General features: G+C 68.3%; 16 protein-coding genes. 8 read left to right on the forward strand and 8 right to left on the reverse strand.

Annotated features, from left to right (window positions below; translation table 11 throughout):
* Positions 1-53: 53 nt before the first annotated feature.
* A complete protein-coding gene (locus GRX31_RS00615; RefSeq protein WP_154832980.1) occupies positions 54-1,262 on the reverse strand; it encodes a CaiB/BaiF CoA transferase family protein in 1,209 nt (402 codons plus the stop codon).
* 129 nt (positions 1,263-1,391) lie between these two features.
* On the opposite strand from GRX31_RS00615, the gene GRX31_RS00620 reads away from it, so the two are divergent.
* Positions 1,392-2,297, forward strand: a complete 906-nt coding sequence (locus GRX31_RS00620) for a LysR family transcriptional regulator (protein WP_016452279.1) — start codon at positions 1,392-1,394, stop codon at positions 2,295-2,297.
* Here GRX31_RS00620 and GRX31_RS00625 read toward each other — a convergent pair.
* Both GRX31_RS00625 and GRX31_RS00630 read right to left on the reverse strand, forming a co-directional pair.
* Positions 2,287-3,711 (reverse strand): FAD-binding oxidoreductase, encoded by a 1,425-nt coding sequence (locus GRX31_RS00625; RefSeq protein ID WP_013799978.1) that lies wholly within the window; start codon positions 3,709-3,711, stop codon positions 2,287-2,289. The genes GRX31_RS00620 and GRX31_RS00625 overlap by 11 nt on opposite strands.
* A gap of 81 nt (positions 3,712-3,792) precedes the next feature.
* The gene (locus tag GRX31_RS00630; protein WP_043789497.1) at positions 3,793-4,152 is read right to left on the reverse strand and encodes an EF-hand domain-containing protein; all 360 of its coding nucleotides are present in this window, start codon (positions 4,150-4,152) and stop codon (positions 3,793-3,795) included.
* Positions 4,153-4,331: 179 nt separating this feature from the next.
* On the opposite strand from GRX31_RS00630, the gene GRX31_RS00635 reads away from it, so the two are divergent.
* Both GRX31_RS00635 and GRX31_RS00640 read left to right on the forward strand, forming a co-directional pair.
* Positions 4,332-4,904 carry a cob(I)yrinic acid a,c-diamide adenosyltransferase gene (locus GRX31_RS00635; protein WP_017405705.1) on the forward strand — a complete coding sequence of 191 codons (573 nt, stop codon included), beginning with the start codon at positions 4,332-4,334 and terminating at the stop codon, positions 4,902-4,904.
* A gap of 18 nt (positions 4,905-4,922) precedes the next feature.
* Positions 4,923-5,828: a LysR substrate-binding domain-containing protein gene (locus tag GRX31_RS00640; protein WP_016452275.1), complete on the forward strand. Its 906-nt coding sequence runs from the start codon at positions 4,923-4,925 to the stop codon at positions 5,826-5,828.
* Between the two features lie 12 nt (positions 5,829-5,840).
* Here GRX31_RS00640 and GRX31_RS00645 read toward each other — a convergent pair whose 3' ends face one another.
* Complete coding sequence (locus tag GRX31_RS00645) at positions 5,841-7,070, reverse strand: D-amino acid dehydrogenase (protein ID WP_160851263.1); 1,230 nt, start codon at positions 7,068-7,070, stop codon at positions 5,841-5,843.
* Positions 7,071-7,292: 222 nt separating this feature from the next.
* Between GRX31_RS00645 and GRX31_RS00650 the strand changes: the two genes are divergently transcribed.
* Positions 7,293-8,174, forward strand: a complete 882-nt coding sequence (locus GRX31_RS00650; RefSeq protein WP_160851028.1) for an amino acid ABC transporter substrate-binding protein — start codon at positions 7,293-7,295, stop codon at positions 8,172-8,174.
* A gap of 14 nt (positions 8,175-8,188) precedes the next feature.
* A complete protein-coding gene (locus tag GRX31_RS00655; RefSeq protein ID WP_160851031.1) occupies positions 8,189-8,950 on the forward strand; it encodes an aspartate/glutamate racemase family protein in 762 nt (253 codons plus the stop codon).
* Here GRX31_RS00655 and boxA read toward each other — a convergent pair.
* From boxA to GRX31_RS00675, 4 genes are all read right to left on the reverse strand, one after another.
* Positions 8,944-10,275, reverse strand: coding sequence for a benzoyl-CoA 2,3-epoxidase subunit BoxA (boxA, locus tag GRX31_RS00660; protein WP_160851033.1), 1,332 nt, complete (start codon positions 10,273-10,275; stop codon positions 8,944-8,946). The two genes, GRX31_RS00655 and boxA, sit on opposite strands and share 7 nt — an antisense overlap.
* 26 nt (positions 10,276-10,301) lie before the next feature.
* On the reverse strand, positions 10,302-11,729 hold the full coding sequence (gene boxB, locus GRX31_RS00665) for a benzoyl-CoA 2,3-epoxidase subunit BoxB (RefSeq protein WP_047475127.1): 1,428 nt from the start codon (positions 11,727-11,729) through the stop codon (positions 10,302-10,304).
* A 38-nt stretch (positions 11,730-11,767) separates the two neighbouring features.
* Entirely contained in the window at positions 11,768-13,438 is a 1,671-nt protein-coding gene (gene boxC / locus GRX31_RS00670; RefSeq protein ID WP_046238977.1) for a 2,3-epoxybenzoyl-CoA dihydrolase, read from the reverse strand.
* Between the two features lie 194 nt (positions 13,439-13,632).
* The gene (locus tag GRX31_RS00675) at positions 13,633-14,547 is read right to left on the reverse strand and encodes a helix-turn-helix transcriptional regulator (protein WP_013799986.1); all 915 of its coding nucleotides are present in this window, start codon (positions 14,545-14,547) and stop codon (positions 13,633-13,635) included.
* 174 nt (positions 14,548-14,721) lie between these two features.
* On the opposite strand from GRX31_RS00675, the gene GRX31_RS00680 reads away from it, so the two are divergent.
* From GRX31_RS00680 to GRX31_RS00690, 3 genes are all read left to right on the forward strand, one after another.
* On the forward strand, positions 14,722-16,314 hold the full coding sequence (locus GRX31_RS00680) for a benzoate-CoA ligase family protein (protein ID WP_160851035.1): 1,593 nt from the start codon (positions 14,722-14,724) through the stop codon (positions 16,312-16,314).
* Positions 16,315-16,478: 164 nt separating this feature from the next.
* Positions 16,479-17,642, forward strand: a complete 1,164-nt coding sequence (locus GRX31_RS00685) for an ABC transporter substrate-binding protein (RefSeq protein WP_016447315.1) — start codon at positions 16,479-16,481, stop codon at positions 17,640-17,642.
* A 42-nt stretch (positions 17,643-17,684) separates the two neighbouring features.
* A complete protein-coding gene (locus GRX31_RS00690) occupies positions 17,685-18,557 on the forward strand; it encodes a branched-chain amino acid ABC transporter permease (protein ID WP_013799989.1) in 873 nt (290 codons plus the stop codon).
* Positions 18,558-18,559 lie beyond the last annotated feature (2 nt).

Below are 18,559 nucleotides of genomic sequence, written 5' to 3' on the forward strand. Positions count from 1 at the left end.
AGGGGTGGAAATGAGAGCCGTGGAGCGGTCTGGGTGGGAACGTCTGCGCGCTCTCAGATGATGTTTTTGGCGCGCAGCGCGGCGCGGGCCTGTTCGTCCAGGCCCAGGCGCTGCTGCAGCACCTCGTCGGTGTGTTCGCCCTGGTGCGGCGGCGGGCGGCGCACGGGCAGGCGCTGGCCGTCCAGCGCATAGGGCGGGGCCAGCACGGACTGGCTGCCGGCCTCGCTGTCCTCGAAGCGGTGCAGCAGGCCGGCGTCGGCCGTGCGCTGCGAGTTCAGGGCCTCGAACAGGCCCAGCACCTCGCCGCAGGGAATCTGCGCGGCCGTCAGGCATTCGAGCAGTTGGGCGCGCGTGAAGCGCAGCAGCTCGGCCTGCACCAGCGGCATCAGCAGATCGCGGTTTGCCGAGCGTGCGGTATTGGTGGCAAAGCGCTCGTCGGCGGCCCACTCGGGCTTGGCGATGACGTCGGTGCAAAAGCGCTGGAACTGGCCGTTGTTGCCCACGGTGATGACCAGCGGGCCGTCGGCCGCCTCGAACACGCCGTAGGGCACGATGGACGGATGGGCGTTGCCGAACTTGGGCGGGTCGCCGGCCTTGAGCAAGGCCTCCATGCCGTAGTAGCTGGTGATCATCAGGCCGCAGTCGTACAGGGCCATCTGCACATGGCGGCCGCGCCCGCTGCGCTCGCGCTCGTAGAGCGCGGCCAGGATGGCCTGGGCCGAGTACATGCCCGTGAACATGTCCACGGCGGCCACGCCGAACTTCAGCGGGCCCTGGCCCTGCTCGCCGTTCATGGCCATGATGCCGGACTCGCCCTGCACCACCAGGTCGTAGCCGGGCCGCGTGGCCTCGGGGCCGCTGCGCGAGTAGCCCGAGATGGAGCAGTACACCAGGCGCGGGTTCAGCTGCGACAGCTGCTCGTAGCCCAGGCCCAGCTTTTCGGCGCCGCCGACCTTGAAGTTCTGGATGACCACATCGCTGTCGGCCGCCAGCTCGCGTGCGATGCGCAGGCCCTCTTCGGCCTGCAGGTCCAGCGTGACCGAGCGCTTGTTGCGGTTGGCGCTGTTGAAGTAGGAGGTGTTGCGCTGGCCCACGCGCACGCCCCAGTCGCGCGTGTCGTCGCCGCGGCCCGGGTGCTCGACCTTGATGACATCGGCACCCAGGTCGGCCAGCGCCATGGCACACATGGGGCCGGCCAGCACGCGCGAAAGATCCAGGACGCGCACGCCGTCCAGCGGCAGGGAAGAGGGGAGAGCACTCATGCGAAACCTTGTCGAACCACGAAAACCGCGACGGGCCGGTGATGCCCGGGCAGGCCCGCATTCTTCATTCGTTTATTGACTTTGACAATCGTGCTAAAAAATGGACATTGTGTGTACTGAGGTTTGACAATGGATCTGGGCGGACTGTCCCTGCTGGTGGACATCATCGAAGCCGGCAACCTGAGCCGCGCCGCCGTGCGCCTGGGCATGAGCCGCGCCAACGTCAGCCACCGGCTCAACCAGTTCGAGCGCCAGATCGGCCAGCAGCTGCTGCGCCGCACCACGCGCCAGGTCGAGCCCACCGAGCTGGGCCTGCGCCTGTACGCGCATGGACGGGCGATACGCCAGGAGGTCATGGCGGCGGCCGAGTCGGTGGACAGCCTGGGCCAGAGCCTGCAGGGCACCGTGCGGCTGAGCGTGCCCAGCGGCTACGGCCAGCTGCAGATGTCGGGCTGGCTGACGGAGTTCATGCGCATGCATCCGGGCATCACGCTGGAGGTGATCTTCGACAACGACATCGAGGACCTGATGCAGGGCGCGGTGGACTTCGCCGTGCGCGTGATGACCGAGCCGCCCGAAAGCCTGGTGGCCTGCAAGCTCGGCGACGTGCTCTACGAGGCCTGCGCCACGCCGCAGTTCCTGGCGCAGCATGGCCACCCCGACTCGCTGCTGGCGCTCAAGCGCGTGCCGCTGATCACCTCGGCGCTCACGGGCCAGAAGCTGCGCACGGCGGGCATGAACGGCGCGCGGCCCACCGAGCTGCGCATACGCCCGCGCCTGATGTCGCCCAACTTCCATTTCCTGCGCGATGCCGTGCTGCAGGGCCTGGGCGTGGCCGTGGTGCCGCGCTACATGGTGGCGGCCGAGCTGGCCAGCGGCGCGCTTGAGCGCCTGCCGCTGCCGCCGGGCAGCCTGGACTTTCTGGCCACGCGCCAGTACCTGCTGTACATGCCGTCCCGCTACCAGACGCGGGCCATCACCACGCTGATCGACTTCCTGCGCGAGAAGGCCGAGGCGGAGGGACTCAGAGGCTGAAGATTTTCCCGGGATTCAGGATGTTCTTCGGGTCCAGCGCCTGCTTGATGGAGCGCATCATCTGCACCGCGCCGTCGCCGGCTTCCTCGCGCAGGAAATCCATCTTGTGGATGCCCACGCCATGCTCGCCCGTGCAGGTGCCGCCCAGCGCGATGGAGCGCGACACCAGCTGGTGGTTGAGCTGCTCGGCGCGCGAGCGCTCGTCCTCGTTGTCCGGGTCGATCAGGTAGCCGAAGTGGAAGTTGCCGTCGCCCACGTGGCCGACGAGGAAGTAGGGAATGCCGCTGTCGTCGGCCTCGCGCACCGAGTCCAGCAGTGCATCGGCCAGGCGGCTGATGGGCACGCAGGCGTCGGTGGTAATGCAGCGGCAGCCGGGGCGGCTGGAGACAGCCGCGAAATAGGCGTTGTGGCGGGCCGTGAACAATCGTGTGCGGTCCTCGGGACGCTCGGCCCATTCGAAGGCGTTGCCGCCGAACTCGCCCGCAATGTCCTGCACCATCTCGGCCTGCTCCTTCACGCCCGTGGGCGAGCCGTGGAACTCCATCAGCAGCATGGGCTCCTCGCGCAGCGTGAGCTTGCTGTAGGCGTTGACCATACGCACCGAGTTCACGTCCACCAGCTCCACGCGGGCAATAGGCACGCCCATCTGTATGGTCTGGATCACCGTGCGCACGGCGGCCTCGATGCTGGGGAAGGAGCAGATGGCCGCGCTCACGGCCTCGGGCAGCGGGTACAGGCGCACCGTGATCTCGGTGACCACGCCCAGCGTGCCCTCGCTGCCCACGATCAGGCGCGTGAGGTCGTAGCCCGCGCTGCTTTTCTTGGCGCGCGTGCCGGTGCGCATCAGCTCGCCGCTGGCCGTGACCAGTTCCAGCGCCAGCACGTTCTCGCGCATGGTGCCGTAGCGCACGGCATTGGTGCCGCTGGCGCGCGTGGCGGTCATGCCGCCGATGGAGGCATCGGCGCCGGGATCGATGGGAAAGAAGAAGCCCGTGTCCTTGATGGCATCGTTGAGCTGCTTGCGCGTGATGCCGGGCTGCACGGTGACAGTCAGGTCCTCGGTGTTGACCGAGAGAATGCGGTTCATGCGGCTCAGGTCCAGGCTGATGCCGCCCTCGACGGCCAGCAGATGGCCTTCGAGCGAGGAGCCAGCACCGTAGGGGATGACCGGCACGGCATGCTGGTCGGCCAGCTTCAGCGCGTCCTGCACGTCCTGCGTGCTTTCGGCAAAGACCACGGCCGCAGGCGGGGGCGCCTGGATGGCGCCCTCGTCGCGGCCGTGCTGTTCGCGCACCGCCAAAGCCGTGGAGCACTGGGCGCCGAAACGCTGGGCCAGGGCTTGGAGGAAGGCTTCGGGAATGGGGCGCTGAGCGAAGTCAGGCTGCAGGCGGACGGGGGCGACAGGGGCGTTCATCGGTGTTCTCCAGGGGGAACTGGAAAGAATACCACCGGCCCTGTCGCCCAACCGTGTGGTCAGCCGCCAGGCATCCGGGTGTCAGCGCGGCTGGACAGCCTTGCTGAATTCATCGCGCGACAGCGATCCGTTCTTGTCGGCATCGATCTGGGCGAAATTGCTGCTCACGGCGGGCAGGGCCTCGGCCTCCTTCTTGCTCAGCTTGCCGTCCCGGTTGGTGTCGGCGCGGTCGAATGCGGCTTGCACCTCGTTGGCGCCGCCCGCTGGTGCTGCGGGTGCTGGCGCAGATTGCACGCCTGCTGCCGAGCCGCCGCCAAACGTCGGCTGCGGTGCCGTGGACGGAGCCTGCGCCATGGCAGCAACGCTGCCCAGCGAAATGGCCGCGAACAACATCACGCTGCGGATTTCAAAACCGGAGACTTTGCGCAGTTGAGAGGTCATGTGTCGAACTCCTTGTCGAACGTGGAACATGACTGCATTCCACCTGTTGCAGCGCAGCAGGGCCAGCACTTTTGCCGGCTGTTGCCTGCTACAACATTTGCGTGCCGGCTGTAACGCACAATCAGGTGATGGGCCGTCACGGGTCCTGTTTTTCACCCCGCATCGCCAAGGAGAACCCCATGGGCAACCGTTTGACACAGATCGCCACGCGCACCGGAGACGACGGCAGCACGGGCCTGGGCGACAACACGCGCGTCTCCAAGAACAGCGGCCGCCCGCACGCCATGGGCGATGTGGACGAGCTCAATTCCCACATCGGCCTGCTGCTGTGCGAGGCCCTGCCCGACGACGTGCGCGAGCTGCTGGTCGATGTGCAGCACCAGCTGTTCAACCTCGGCGGCGAGCTGTCCATTCCCGGCTATGAACTGCTCAAGGACGACGCCCTGCTGCAGCTCGATGAAGCGCTGGCCCACTACAACGCGCAGCTGCCCCGGCTGCAGGAATTCATCCTGCCGGCCGGCAGCCGCGCAGCGGCCCAGGCCCATGTCTGCCGCACCGTGGCGCGCCGTGCCGAGCGCATGGTGGTGGCGCTGGAGCAGGGCGAGGCCATGCGGCCCGCGCCGCGCCAATACCTGAACCGCCTGTCCGACCTGCTGTTCGTGCTGGCACGCGTGCTCAACCGCATGGATGGCGGCGACGACGTGTACTGGAAAAGCGAGCGGCTGGCGCGCGCGCAGTCCGCTCAAGAGTGACCGTGCTGAGGACGGCCCATGCGCCTGCGCCACATCGAGGTCTTCAATGCCGTCATGCAGACCGGCAGCGTCAGCGCTGCCGCACGGCTGATCAACATCACCCAGCCGGCCGTCAGCCGCACCCTGCAGCACGCTGAGCTGCAGCTGGGCTTTGCGCTGTTCCAGCGCGCACGCGGGCGGCTCACGCCCACCAATGAGGCGCTGGCGCTGTTCCCCCACATCGAGAAGCTGTTCGAGCAGCTCGACGAGGTCCAGCGTCTGGCCGACAACCTGCGCCATGGCCGGGCAGCGGACCGGCTCACCGTGCTCACCGTCTTCGCGCTCAGCCGCGAGGTGCTGCCGCGCGCCGTGGCCGGCTTTCGGCGCCGCCACCCGCAGGTGCAGGTCCATGTGCAGGCACTGCACACGCCCCAGGTGGTCTCGGCCCTGCTGCTGCAGGAGGCCGACGTGGGCTTCGTCATCAGCTCCGTGGGCCAGCCCGCGCTGGAGCATGAGCTGCTGGCCGAGGTGGACATGTTCTGCGTGCTGCCCAAGGGCCTGCTGCCGCCCTCGCGCGTGCGCGAAGAGGGGATGGAGCTCAAGGACCTGGCCGAGCTGCCCGTGGTCGCTCTCGATGCGCGCGACCCGCTGGGCATGCGCCTGGGCCAGGCCTGCCGCGAGCACGGCGTGGGCCTGTCGCCCGTGGTCACCGTGCAGACCTACCACGCGGCCCTGTCCATGGCCGAGTACGGCCTGGGCGCCGCCATCATGGACGGCTGCACCGCCCTGGCCGCCGACCGCCGCAAGGTCCATGTCGTCCCCCTGCTGCCGCGCATCACGGTGGGTGTGAATGCCCTGAGCCTGCCCCAGCGGCCGGGGTCGGTGCTGGCGCGGGCAATGACTGAGGAAATGCGCAAGGCCTTGCGCGAGTTGCTGGCTGGTTGAGGCCTGCGGGTTTCAGGCCTGCTCCATCTGCCCCACCAGCCTCTGCGCCGATCCGAACGCCAGCGTCAGCCCCAGCGCGCCATGCCCCGTCTGCAGCCACAGGTTGCGCGGACCGCCGCGCTGGCGGCCGGTGAGGGGCAGGCCGGTGGGTGTGGCGGGGCGCATGCCGGTCCAGGGGTGGAGGTTGCCGTCCAGCGGCAGGTCGGCGAAGACCTCCTGCGTGGAGCGGCGCAGGCTGGCGATGCGGCGCGGGTCGGTGCCTGTGTCGTGGCCCACGATTTCCACCATGCCGGCCACGCGCAGGCGTTCGCCGATGCGTGCGAAGACGACCTTGCGTGCGGTGTCGGTGACGCTGACCCGGGGCGCGGCGTGCGGCAGCTGCGCGGCGGCATCGGCGGTGATGCTGTAGCCCTTGAGCGGGTAGACGGGAATGTGCAGGCCCAGCTGGCGCGCGTGGACCGCGCTTTCCCAGCCGCTGGCCAGCACGTAGTGGTCGGCGCGCAGCGGCAGCGGGCCTGCGGCGGTGTGCAGGCCGGTGATGGCGTCGCCTTCGCGCTCGAAGCCCTGCAGCTCCACGCCGTAGCGCAGTTCGGCGCCGCGTGCGGTGAGCCGGGCGGCCAGTTGCTCGCACAGCAGGCGGCAGTCGGCTGCGGCCTCGCTGGGCGTGTGCACGGCGCCTGCAATGCGCTGGGCGTAGCCGGCGAGCGCGGGTTCGATGCGCGCCACTTCGGCGGCGTTGACGATGCGCTGCGGCGCACCGCCCAGGCCCGCTTGCAGTGCCACCTGCTGCGCGGCGGCATCCAGCGCCTGCTGGGTGGGGTAGAGCACCAGCTTGCCCGGAGTGTGCAGGTCGCAGGCCAGTGCTTCGTCGGCCTGGAGCGACTCGAAGGCCTGGCGGCTTTCGGCGGCCAGGGCCAGCAGGGCGCGCGTTCCTTCGGCCGAGGCATGGGCATTGCAGGCGCCCAGAAAGCGCAGTCCCCAGGCCCATTGCGCGGGGTCGGCGCGCAGGCGGAAGGCCAGCGGCGAATCCTTTTGCAGCAGCAGGCGGGGCAGCATCTTCCAGATGCCGGGATCGGCCAGCGGCTGCACGTAGGAATAGCTCAGCTGCGCGCCATTGCCGCCGCTGGCACCCTGGGCGGGGCCCGGTGCGCGGTCCAGCACGGTGATGCGGTGGCCGGCCTGCCGCAGCGCCCAGGCCGTTGCCAGGCCGACGATGCCGGCGCCCACGATGCAGACATGCATTGATCGTTTCTCCATGCAGCCGCACTGTAGGCCGCGCGCGGCAGGCCGGGCCATGGCATTTGGCACACGGGCCATGCACGCAGGTTATGGCCGGGGGCTGCTGCTCAGGGCAGGGCGACAGCCCATAACCGGCGGGCATGGACCGGCCCGATATTGTCATTCCGCAAAGGCCGCCGCCCTTCCTACACTGGCCGCACATCCACCAAAGACGAGGAGACAAGCATGCAATTTCACACCACCGCGCTGTGCGCGGCCCTGGCCCTGGGAGGCCTGGCTGCGGCCCATGCCGACACGCTGGCCAAGGTGCGCGACAGCGGCCGCATCACGCTGGCCTACCGCGAGTCCTCCGTGCCCTTCAGCTACCTGGACAACGGCAAGCCCATCGGCATGACGGTGGAGATGTCCCAGGCCGTGGCCGAGGCCGTGAAGAAGGCGGTGAACCGGCCCGATCTGAAGGTGCAGTGGCAGGCCGTGACCTCGCAGAACCGCATGCCGCTGCTGGCCAACGGCACCATCGACCTGGAATGCGGCTCGACCACCAACAACACGGTGCGCGGCAAGGAGGTGGCCTTTGCCATCAACCATTTCTACACGGGCACGCGGCTGCTGGTGAAGAAGAGCTCGGGCATCAAAAACTACGCCGACCTCAAGGACAAGACCGTGGCCATCACCACGGGAACCACCAACCTGCAGGTGCTGCGCAAGGCCAATGCCGACAAGGCCTGGGGCATGAACATCGTCATGGCCAAGGACCATGCGGACGGCTTCCTGCTGGTGGAGAACGACCGCGCCGCGGCCTTCGGCATGGACGACATCCTGCTCTTCGGCCTGATCCCCACGGCCAAGAACCCCGGCGACTTCGAGGTGGTGGCCGACTCGCTGCAGGTCGAGCCCTATGCCTGCATGCTGCGCAAGGACGACCCCCAGTTCAAGCAGCTGGTCGATGGAGTGATCGGCGACATGATGAAGTCGGGCGCGTTCGCCAGGCTGTATGACAAGTGGTTCATGCAGCCCATTGCCCCGAGGAACGTGGCCCTGGGCCTGCCGATGAGCGAGCAATTGCAGAAAAACCTGCAGGACCTCAGCGACAAACCCGCTTTTTGATGTCGGATCGCAGCATGCAGCAGCAGCTTCAGCCCCCGCGCGCGGTGGGCATTCTCGGGGGCATGGGTCCGGCCGCAGGCGCGGATTTCGTGCGCCTGTTCGTCCAGGCCTGCACGGCGCACCTGCAGCAGCAGGGCCTGCCCGTGCATGACCAGGCCTATCCCGAGCACTGGCTGGTGCAGCTGCCCATGCCCGACCGTAGCGCCGCGCTGCGCGCGGACCCGCAGTCGCCCACGGGGCCGGCCCAGCACCTGCTGCAGGGCGTGGGCCGCATGGCGGCGCTGGGCGTGCGCAGCGTGGCCCTGGCCTGCAACACGGCCCATGCCTGGCATGGGCAGCTGCAGGCGCTTTTTCCGCAGCTGCATGTGCTGCACATCGCGCGCCAGGCCGCCCTGCACCTGCAGGCCGGCGGCGCGCAACAGGCCATCGTGCTGGCCACGCAGGGCACCTATGACAGCGGCCTGTACGACGCGGCACTGGCCGAGTGCGGCATCACCGCGCTGCAGCCCGATGCGCAGGGCCGCGCGCGGCTCATGCAGGGCATCTACGACGGCGTCAAGCAGGGCGACATGGACCTGGCCGCGCGCTGCTTCGGCGAGGTGCTGGCGCCGCTGCTGCAGCGCCATGGCGATGTGCCCGTGATCATGGGCTGCACCGAGATCCCGCTGGCCCTGCCGCAGTCGCCGCTGGCGCGCGGTGCCGAGCTGGTGGACCCTGCCTGGATACTGGCCCAGGCCCTGGCCAGCGATGCGTATGGGCCTGTAGCGATTCAATAAGTCTCCAGATGCAGCCGGCCTTCGCGCTTGAGGCGCGCGCCGATCTGCTCCCAGTCCAGTCCCGATTGCTGCGCCACGTCGCGCAGTGCCAGCACCACGCCTTCCTCCATGCTCTTGAGCCCGCAGACGTAGAAGTGCGCGTTGTCGTCGCGCAGCAGGGCCGCCAGGTCGGCCGCACGTTCGCGCAGCAGGTCCTGCACGTAGCGCCGGGGCTGGCCGGCCACGCGCGAGAAGGCCAGGTTGTTGTCGATGAAGTCGCGCGGCAGGCTTTGCAGCGGGCCGAAGTAGGGCAGCTCCTGCGGCGTGCGTGCGCCGAAGAACAGCATGAGCTTGCCGCCCTCGAACCTGCCGCTCTTGCGCAGGCGCCTGCGCCATTCGGTCATGGCGCGCATGGGGGCGCTGCCCGTGCCCGTGCAGATCATCACGATGTGCGAGCGGGGATGGTTGGGCATCAGGAACGACTGGCCGAACGGGCCTATGACCTGGACCCTGTCGCCGATGCGTGCGTCGCACAGGTAGTTGCTGGCCACGCCGCGCACGGGGCGGCCCTGGTGGTCCTGGGTGACGCGTTTCACGGTCAGCGCCAGGTTGTTGTAGCCGGGCCGCTCGCCATTGCGCGCACTGGCCACCGAGTACTGGCGCGCCACATGCGGGCGGCCCTGGGCGTCGGTGCCGGGCGCGATGACGGCGATGGACTGGCCTTCGAGCACGGGGAACGGCTGGCTGCCGAAGTCCAGCACGATGTGGTGGGTCTCGCTGTCGAAGCCCGCCTCCGTGCAGTTGAGGTTGCCGACCACGGTGGCCGTGACGGGGCTCCTGGGGCCATGCAGGTTGGTGTACGGATGGGCGGCCGACCAGGGCGGCACGGTGGCGCCGTAGCTGGCGCTGCGCAACACCTGGGTATCGGCCTGGTCATCGGGCCGGGCCGCATCCGCACCGCGCGTGGCGGCCGCCGCGATCACGGCCTGGGCCTGGCTCAGGTCCTCGCCGGCAGGTGCGTCCCCTGTGTCCTGCGCCTGAACCAGTGCCTGGACCAGCGCCTCAGGCGGCAGCTCCTCGGGCAGCTCGTCCCAGAGCAGCTGCTCGGACACGGGATAGGCGCTTGCCAGCGGCACCTTGCGCCAGTTGTCGATGGCGCCCGTGGGGCAGGGCGAGACGCAGTCCATGCAGCCGTTGCACTGCTCGGCCTGTACCACGTAGTTGCGGTCATCGTGCGTGATGGCGCCCACGGGGCAGGTGGCCTCGCAGGTGTTGCAGCGTATGCAGATCTCCGGGTCGATCAGGTGCTGGGTGAGGATGCCGTGTTCTACCAAGGCGACTGTCATGGGCGACTCCCTGCTGGCGCGGCGCTTCAGTTGAAGCGCACGTATTCGAAATCCACGGGCTGGCGGTTGATGCCCATGACCGGCGGCGCGATCCAGCCCGCGAACTGGCCCGGCTCCACGCAGCGGCCCATGAGCGAGGCGACGAAGGCGCGGTCGGCGTCCGAGGGCAGCCATTCGCCCTCGCGCATGCGCCATTCCTGCTCGCTGACCACGCGGCCGTCGGGGCTCATGCGCACGCCCGCCAGCGCGCCGATCTGGCGGTTGAAGGCCTTGTGCGGCACGGTGAGGCGGAAATCGATGCCGGCCTTTTCCATGACCTTGTTCCAGCGGCCCACGCCCGCGTTGGAGTCCTTGATGTAGTCGTCGCGCAGCACCTCGTTGAGCGCGTTGAGCATGGGCACTTCCTTTTCCTGCAGCCTGCCGTCCACCACTTCCAGCACCTTGTAGTGCTGGTCGTGCAGGCGGTGGTCGTCCGCGCGCTTGCCTTCCTCGTAGCGGCCCTTGAGGCCGCTGCTGTAGAAGGTGGCGGCATTGCTGGACTGGTCGGCGCCGAACAGGTCGATGGTCACGCTGTAGTGGAAGTTCAGGTAGCGCTGCAGCGTGGGCAGGTCGATCACGCCGGCCGCGCGCAGGCGGCCCACGTCGTCGGTGCGCAGCTCGTTCATGACCTGGCAGGTGCGCTGCAGCACGCGCGAGACACCGGACTCGCCCACGAACATGTGGTGGGCCTCCTCGGTCAGCATGAACTTGGTGGTGCGCGCCAGCGGGTCGAAGGCGCTCTCGGCCAGCGCGGCCAGCTGGAACTTGCCGTCGCGGTCGGTGAAGTAGGTGAACATGAAGAAGGACAGCCAGTCGGGCGTCTTCTCGTTGAAGGCGCCCAGGATGCGCGGGTTGTTCTCGTCGCCGGACTGGCGCTCCAGCAGGGCCTCGGCCTCCTCGCGGCCGTCGCGGCCGAAGTGCTTGTGCAGCAGGTAGACCATGGCCCACAGGTGGCGGCCTTCCTCCACGTTGACCTGGAACAGGTTGCGCAGGTCGTACATGGACGGCGCGGTCAGGCCCAGGTGGCGCTGCTGCTCCACCGAGGCGGGCTCGGTATCGCCCTGGGTGACGATGATGCGGCGCAGGTTGGCGCGGTGCTCGCCGGGCACGTCCTGCCAGGCCTTCTCGCCCGCGTGGTCGCCGAAGTGCACCTTGCGGTCGGCCTCGGCCGGGTTCAGGAAGATGCCCCAGCGGTAGTCGCGCATCTTCACGTGGCCGAACTGGGCCCAGCCCTGCGGGTCCACGCTGATGGCGGTGCGCAGGTAGACGTCGTAGTCGGTGGAGCCTTCGGGGCCCACGTCGCCCCACCAGTTCAGGAAGTTGGGCTGCCAGCTCTCCAGCGCGCGCTGCAGGGTGCGGTCTTCGCCGAGGTTGACGTTGTTGGGGATCTTCTCGCTGTAGTTGATGGCGCTCATGGTGGGGTCTCCGTGGATGTTTCGGGGCGTGCCTGCGGTCAGACGCGGTTGAAGTCGAAGCCGGCCTTCTGGCCCGTGCCGTAGAGCTTGAGAGCGCCCTTGTCGCCCACGGCATTGGGGCGGTTGAAGATCCAGTTCTGCCAGGCCGACAGGCGCCCGAAGATGCGCGTGACCATGTTCTCGCGGCTGGCAAAGCGCAGGTTGGCCTCCAGGCCCGTGAGCGCATCGGGCGACATGGCGGCGCGCTCTTCCATGGCGATGCGGATCTCGTCGTCCCAGTCGATGTCGTCGGGCGCGGCCGTGACCAGGCCCAGGGCCAGGGCCTGGTCGCCGTCCAGCGCGCGGCCCGTGGCGGCGCGCGCGGCCTCCAGCGGCGCGGCCTCCTCGTAGAAGCGGCGCTGCAGGCGCGACTGGTCGTTGACCAGGGGCAGCAGGCCGAAATTGAATTCGTCCAGCTGGATACGCGGGGCGCGCTCGGTGTCATCGGGCAGCACCAGCATGTAGGCGCGGTCGGCCGCGAAGGCCAGCTCGGCCAGCATGCCCACGAAGCAGGAGCCGGGCTCGATCAGCGCGAACAGCGTGCGCGAGGACACATCGAGCCGCGCAAAGCTGCGGCGCAGCAGGCCCAGCGTCTCGCGCGCCAGCCAGTGGTCCTGGTGGGCGAGCAGGGCGGCGTCTGCGGCCAGCACGGCGGCGGCATCGCCTTCGGTCTTGAGCAGCCAGGTGCCCACGTCCAGCTCGTTGGTGCGCAGGTGCAGGATGGCGTCGTCCAGCTCGCGGCCCATGGCCAGCGGCCACCAGGCGTCCCCGGCCTGCTCGATGGCTTCGAGGGTGGCCGGCTGCGGGCCTTGCCCAAGCGTGGGCGCCTTCACGGTCAGCGTGGCGCTGCGGCGCGCGCGGTCGATCTGCACGCTGACATGGCGGTAGTGCAGTGCGTCGTCCGTGGCTTCGCGTTCCAGGCGCGTGAGCGTGATGCCCTGCGCATTGGCAGGGCGCGTGCTGCCTTCGGCCAGGCGCTGCGCGCGCTGGGCCACTACGGCGTCGAACTGCGCGGGCTTGGCCACGGCATCCACCAGGCGCCAGTCCACGGCGCGCTGGCCGCGCACGCCTTCGACGCTGGTGCAGAAGATGTCGGCCAGGTCATGGCGCACATGGCGCTTGTCGGTCACGCGCGTGAGGCCGCCCGTGCCGGGCAGCACGCCCAGCAGCGGCACCTCGGGCAGAGAGACGGAGGAGGAGCGGTCGTCGATCAGCACGATGTCGTCGCAGGCCAGGGCCAGCTCGTAGCCGCCGCCTGCGCAGGCGCCGTTGACGGCGGCCAGGAACTTCAGGCCCGAGTGGCGTGAACTGTCCTCGATGCCGTTGCGCGTCTCGTTCGTGAACTTGCAGAAGTTCACCTTCCAGGCATGGCTGGACACGCCCAGCATGAAGATGTTGGCGCCCGAGCAGAAGATGCGGTCGCGCCCGCTGGTGACGATGACGGTGCGCACCTGCGGATGCTCGAAGCGGATGCGGTTGAGCGCGTCGTGCAGCTCGATGTCCACGCCCAGGTCGTAGCTGTTGAGCTTGAGCTTGTAGCCGGGCCGTATGCCGCCGTCCTCGGCGATGTTCAGCTGCATGCGGGCGATGGCGCCCTCGACGGTGAACGACCAGTGGCGGTACTGGGCGGGCTCGGTGCGGTAATCGACAGTGGGGCTGGACGGGTGCATGGACGGCCTCTTGGTTGAAAAATAGTGCAGTCGCAGATAGGGTGCAGGCACAATTATGCAGATTCATCCCAAAAATGCACGCAGCAACACGCACGATAGTGCGTGTTTTGGCTATATCCAGGGTAAACACCAGCCAGCACAGGCGAAAAAAATCCAGGCCTGGGGCCTGGATGCCGTGGGTTGCTGCCGCCGTCTCAGCGTGCGGGCAGGAACAGTGCCTTCAACTGATCGAAGCTCTGCTCCAGCGTCTGGCCGCTGGTATCCACCACGTGGTCGGCCTTGGCGTAGAAGCCGGCGCGGCCTTCGAGGATGCTGCGCAGATCGTCCATGGCCTCGGGATTGGCGGCCATGGGGCGGGTGTCGCCCTGGGCCACGACGCGGGCCATGTGCTCCTCGGGCTGGGCCTTGAGCCAGACCGTGGTGCAGTGCGACAGCAGCTCGTTGAAGGTGGCCGGGTCGGAGACGATGCCGCCCGGCGTGGCGATGACCACGTCGCTGTAGATCTGCACGGCTTCCTCCAGCGCGCGGCGCTCGTAGCGGCGGTAGGCGTTGGCACCGTACAGGTCGTGGATGGCGCGCACGCTGCAGCCCGCAATGCGCTCGATTTCCTGGTTGAGTTCGAGGAAGGGCACGCCCAGCTGCTCGGCCAGCATGCGGCCCAGCGTGGACTTGCCCGCGCCGCGCAGGCCGATCAGGGCGATGCGCGTGTGGCGCTGGCGGTCGCTGGGCGCCGTGCCCAGCAGCTCGCCTGCGGCCAGGCGCACGCGGCGCAGATCCTCTTCATCGCGGCCTTCCAGCAGTTCGCGGATCAGCAGCCATTCGGCGCTGGTGGTGGTCACGTCGCCCAGCAGCTCGGCCATGGAGCATTGCAGGGCCTGTGCAATATGGTGCAGGACCAGCACCGACACATTGCCCGTGCCGTATTCGAGGTTGGCCAGGTGGCGCTCCGAGACATCGGCCGCCGCCGCCAGGGCGCGCCGCGTCATGCCCCGGCGCGAGCGCAGGCTGCGCACACGCTCGCCCAGCGCCTGCAGCACCTGGTTCCTGGGGGCTTCTGAGAGGGAATCCGCCGCCCCGGCGGACTGGGCTGCCGTCTCGAACTGGTCCATAGAGTTTCCTTGAAGAGGGCGTGAATGATAAACAGTCGGGGTTAACACCAGCCATGCAATATAGTGCTTGACGCTCGGTGGTGTTCTAACTATCTTTCTGATGCACGCACAATATTGCATGTTGTGCGGAAGATCACAAGTCGGGCCGGATGCCCGATGTCGAAGGAGACCCCGATGATCGACTTCACCCAGCCCTTCAATTTCGCTGCGCACCTGTTCGCGCTCAATGAGGGGCGGCCCGGCAAGATCGCCTACATCGACGACCACGGCACGCTGAGCTACGGCCAACTGCAGCAGCAGGCGCAGCGCATGGCCAGCGGCCTGCTGGCGGCGGGCATCCACCGCGAGGAGCGCGTGCTGCTGCTCATGCACGACCGCCATGAATGGGCCGTGGCCTTTCTGGGCGCGCTGTATGCGGGCGTGGTGCCGGTGGCGGTGAACACCTTGCTCACGGCCGACGACTACGCCTACATGCTGGGCCACAGCCGCGCCCAGGCCGTGCTGACCTGCGATGCGCTGCTGCCCCTGCTGCGCCAGGCGCTGGACCGGGCGCCCAACGAGGTGCGCCATGTCTGGGTGGCCGGCGACGAAGCGGCCGCGCGCGCCGCAGGCTTTGCGCCGATGCAGCCCTGGCTGGCGGCGCAGCCGCCGCTGCCCGCACCGGCGCCCACGCTGGGCGATGACCCAGGCTTTTGGCTGTATTCCTCCGGCTCCACGGGCAAGCCCAAGGGCGCGGTCCACACGCATGCCAATCCGTACTGGACGGCCGAACTCTATGGCGGCCCGGTGCTGGGCCTGGGCGAGGGCGACATCTGCTTTTCCGCCGCCAAGCTCTACTTCGCCTACGGCCTGGGCAATGCCCTGAGCTTTCCGCTGAGCGTGGGCGCCACCGTGCTGCTGATGGCCGAGCGGCCCACACCCGAGGCCACCTTCGCGCGCTGGGTGCAGCACCGGCCCACGGTGTTCTTCGGCGCGCCCACGGGCTTTGCGGGCATGCTGGCCTCGCCGCTGCTGCCCGCGCGCGAGCAGGTCAGCCTGCGCATGTGCTCCTCGGCCGGCGAGGCGCTGCCGGCCGAGATCGCCCAGCGCTTCAAGGCGCATTTCGGCGCCGACATCGTGGACGGCATCGGCTCCACCGAGATGCTGCACATCTTCCTGTCCAACCGGCCCGGCGACATCCGCTACGGCACCACGGGCAAGCCCGTGGACGGCTACCGCGTGGAGCTGCGCGGCGAGGACGGCCGCCCCGTGGCCGATGGCGAGGTGGGCGACCTGTTCATCCAGGGCCCCAGCGCCGCCCTCATGTACTGGGGCAACCGCGACAAGACGCGCGAGACCTTCCAGGGCGGCTGGCTCAAGAGCGGCGACAAGTACGTGCGCGACGCCGATGGCTACTACACCTATGCCGGGCGCAGCGACGACATGCTCAAGGTCAGCGGCATCTATGTCTCGCCCTTCGAGGTCGAGGCCACGCTGATGCAGCACCCGGCCGTGCTGGAGGCCGCCGTGATCGGCAAGACCGACGCCGACGGCCTGCTCAAGACCAAATCCTTCGTCGTGCTCAAGGACGGCTGCAGCGCCACCGAGGCCGAGCTCAAGGCCTTCGTGAAGCAGCGCCTGGCCGCCTACAAGTACCCGCGCTTCATCGAATTCGTGGACGAACTTCCCAAGACCGCCACCGGAAAGATCCAGCGTTTCAGGCTTCGAGAGCGCGAAGCCAGTACACCCCCTGAGCCGCTACGCGGCTTCCCCCTCTCTACTCGCTGAGCGAGGGAGGGGGACGACACCCTCGGTGCGGGGCGGCCCTTCCTCGGTGTCCCTCGCTTTGGGACGCGCCAGTTTCAAGGGGCGTGGCCGTGCCATGGAGAACCGAAATGAATTGTGTGAGCAAGACCCGCAAAGCAAGACCCATCCACCACAAGGAGACACGCATGAACATCGATCGCAAACACTGGGCCGCCCTCGCCCTGACGGCCTCCCTGTCCTGCGGCGCATATGCGCAGGACAGGATCAAGGTCGGCTTCATGCTGCCCTACAGCGGCACCTACGCGGCGCTGGGCTCGGCCATAGAGAACGGCTTTCGCATGTTCGTGAACGAGCAGGGCGGCAGGCTGGGCGGGCGCGAGATCGAGTTCTTCAAGGTCGATGACGAGTCCGATCCGGCCAAGGCCACGGACAACGTCAACCGCCTGATCAAGCGCGACAAGGTCGATGTGCTGGTGGGCACCGTGCATTCGGGCGTGGCCATGGCCATGGCGCGCGCGGCCAAGGAAAGCGGCACCGTGCTCATCGTGCCCAATGCGGGCGCCGATGCGGTCACGGGCGCCATGTGCGCGCCCAACATCTTCCGTTCGTCCTTCTCCAACTGGCAGTCCTCCTATCCCATGGGCGTGGTGGCGGCCAGGCAGGAGGGCAGGAAAACCGCCATGACCATCACCTGGAAATACGCGGCCGGCGAGGAGATGACCAATGCCTTCAAGGAGGGCTTCGAGAAGGAGGGCGGCAAGGTCAGCAAGCAGCTCACCGTGCCCTTTCCCAACGTGGAGTTCCAGGCCCTGCTGACCGAGATCGCGGCGGCCAGGCCCGATGCGGTGTTTGCCTTCTTCGCGGGCGCGGGCGCCGTCAAGTTCGTCAAGGACTACCACGCGGCCGGCCTGCACAAAACCATCCCGCTGTACGGCTCGGGCTTTCTGACCGACGGCACGCTGGAGGCCCAGGGCGAGGCCGCCCAGGGGGTGCTGACCACGCTGCACTACGCCGACGAGCTGGGCACGGAGCGCGACCGGCGCTTTCGCTCCGCCTATGCCCAGGCCTACAAGCTGATGCCCGATGTGTATGCCGTGCAGGGCTACGACGCCGCCCAGATGCTGGGCGTGGGCCTGAAGGCGGCGGGCGGCGACATCGCGAAAAAGGCCGAGTTCCGCCAGGCCATCGAGAAGGCCACCATCCCCAGCCCGCGCGGTGACTTCACCATCAGCAAGTCGCACAACCCCGTGCAGGACATGTACCTGCGCAAGGTCGTGGGCAAGGAGAACCAGCGCATGGGCGTGGCCATCAAGGCCCTGGGCGATACCGGCCGCGGCTGCCGCATGTGAGGCGCGGGGCGCACTCATATACGGACGCATACGGACATCGCCATGGACCTTGCCACCTTTCTCGTGCAGTGCCTGAACGCCGTCCAGTACGGGCTGCTGCTGTTCCTGCTGGCCTCCGGCCTGACGCTGATCTTCGGGATCATGGGCGTGATCAACCTGGCCCATGGCAGCTTCTACATGATCGGCGCCTACATGGCCTTTGCGCTGTCCCCGCTGCTGGGCCAGCACTTCATCACCATGCTGCTGGCCGGCGTGGCGCTGACCGTGGTGCTGGGCTATGCGCTGGAGTGGGCCTTCTTCAGCTACCTCTACGAGCGCGAGCACCTGCAGCAGGTGCTGATGACCTTCGGGCTGATCCTGGTGTTCGAGGAGCTGCGCTCGCTGCTGGCGGGCAACGACGTGCATGGCGTGCCGCTGCCCGGCTGGCTGTCGGGCAGCTTCTCGCTGGGCGGGCTCATGAGCTATCCGTGGTACCGGCTGTTCGCCTCGGGCGTGTGCCTGCTGGTGGCGCTGGCGCTGTACTGGGTGGTCAACCGCACGCGCCTGGGAATGATGGTGCGCGCGGGCGCCAGCAACCGCGACATGGTGCGCGGCCTGGGCATCGACGTGAAGCGCCTGTACCGCATCGTCTTCGCCATCGGCGTGGCGCTGGCGGCACTGGCGGGCATGATCGCCGCGCCCATGAGTTCGGTCTATCCGGGCATGGGCGGCAACGTGCTCATCATCTGCTTCGTGGTGGTGGTGATCGGCGGCATCGGCTCGATCACGGGCGCGCTGCTGGCCTCGCTGCTGGTGGGCTTTGTCGATACCTTCGGCAAGCTGTTCTTCCAGGAGCTCAGCGGCATGAGCGTCTACCTGCTGATGGCGGTGGTGCTGGTGTGGCGGCCCCAGGGCCTGATGGGGCAAAGGAGCTGAAC

It is taken from the genome of Delftia sp. CH05 (assembly GCF_009827015.1).
Lineage (GTDB): Bacteria > Pseudomonadota > Gammaproteobacteria > Burkholderiales > Burkholderiaceae_C > Comamonas > Comamonas tsuruhatensis.

Bases quoted from the DNA above. Each gene is read 5' to 3' on its own strand.
- GRX31_RS00620 (WP_016452279.1), top strand. From the start codon at position 1,392: ATGGATCTGGGCGGACTGTCCCTGCTGGTGGACATCATCGAAGCCGGC.
- GRX31_RS00640 (WP_016452275.1), top strand. From the start codon at position 4,923: ATGCGCCTGCGCCACATCGAGGTCTTCAATGCCGTCATGCAGACCGGC.
- boxC (WP_046238977.1), bottom strand. From the start codon at position 13,438: ATGCACCCGTCCAGCCCCACTGTCGATTACCGCACCGAGCCCGCCCAG.
- boxA (WP_160851033.1), bottom strand. From the start codon at position 10,275: ATGACAGTCGCCTTGGTAGAACACGGCATCCTCACCCAGCACCTGATC.
- GRX31_RS00685 (WP_016447315.1), top strand. From the start codon at position 16,479: ATGAACATCGATCGCAAACACTGGGCCGCCCTCGCCCTGACGGCCTCC.
- GRX31_RS00655 (WP_160851031.1), top strand. From the start codon at position 8,189: ATGCAGCAGCAGCTTCAGCCCCCGCGCGCGGTGGGCATTCTCGGGGGC.
- boxB (WP_047475127.1), bottom strand. From the start codon at position 11,729: ATGAGCGCCATCAACTACAGCGAGAAGATCCCCAACAACGTCAACCTC.
- GRX31_RS00650 (WP_160851028.1), top strand. From the start codon at position 7,293: ATGCAATTTCACACCACCGCGCTGTGCGCGGCCCTGGCCCTGGGAGGC.
- GRX31_RS00690 (WP_013799989.1), top strand. From the start codon at position 17,685: ATGGACCTTGCCACCTTTCTCGTGCAGTGCCTGAACGCCGTCCAGTAC.
- GRX31_RS00625 (WP_013799978.1), bottom strand. From the start codon at position 3,711: ATGAACGCCCCTGTCGCCCCCGTCCGCCTGCAGCCTGACTTCGCTCAG.
- GRX31_RS00615 (WP_154832980.1), bottom strand. From the start codon at position 1,262: ATGAGTGCTCTCCCCTCTTCCCTGCCGCTGGACGGCGTGCGCGTCCTG.
- GRX31_RS00675 (WP_013799986.1), bottom strand. From the start codon at position 14,547: ATGGACCAGTTCGAGACGGCAGCCCAGTCCGCCGGGGCGGCGGATTCC.
- GRX31_RS00630 (WP_043789497.1), bottom strand. From the start codon at position 4,152: ATGACCTCTCAACTGCGCAAAGTCTCCGGTTTTGAAATCCGCAGCGTG.
- GRX31_RS00680 (WP_160851035.1), top strand. From the start codon at position 14,722: ATGATCGACTTCACCCAGCCCTTCAATTTCGCTGCGCACCTGTTCGCG.
- GRX31_RS00635 (WP_017405705.1), top strand. From the start codon at position 4,332: ATGGGCAACCGTTTGACACAGATCGCCACGCGCACCGGAGACGACGGC.
- GRX31_RS00645 (WP_160851263.1), bottom strand. From the start codon at position 7,070: ATGCATGTCTGCATCGTGGGCGCCGGCATCGTCGGCCTGGCAACGGCC.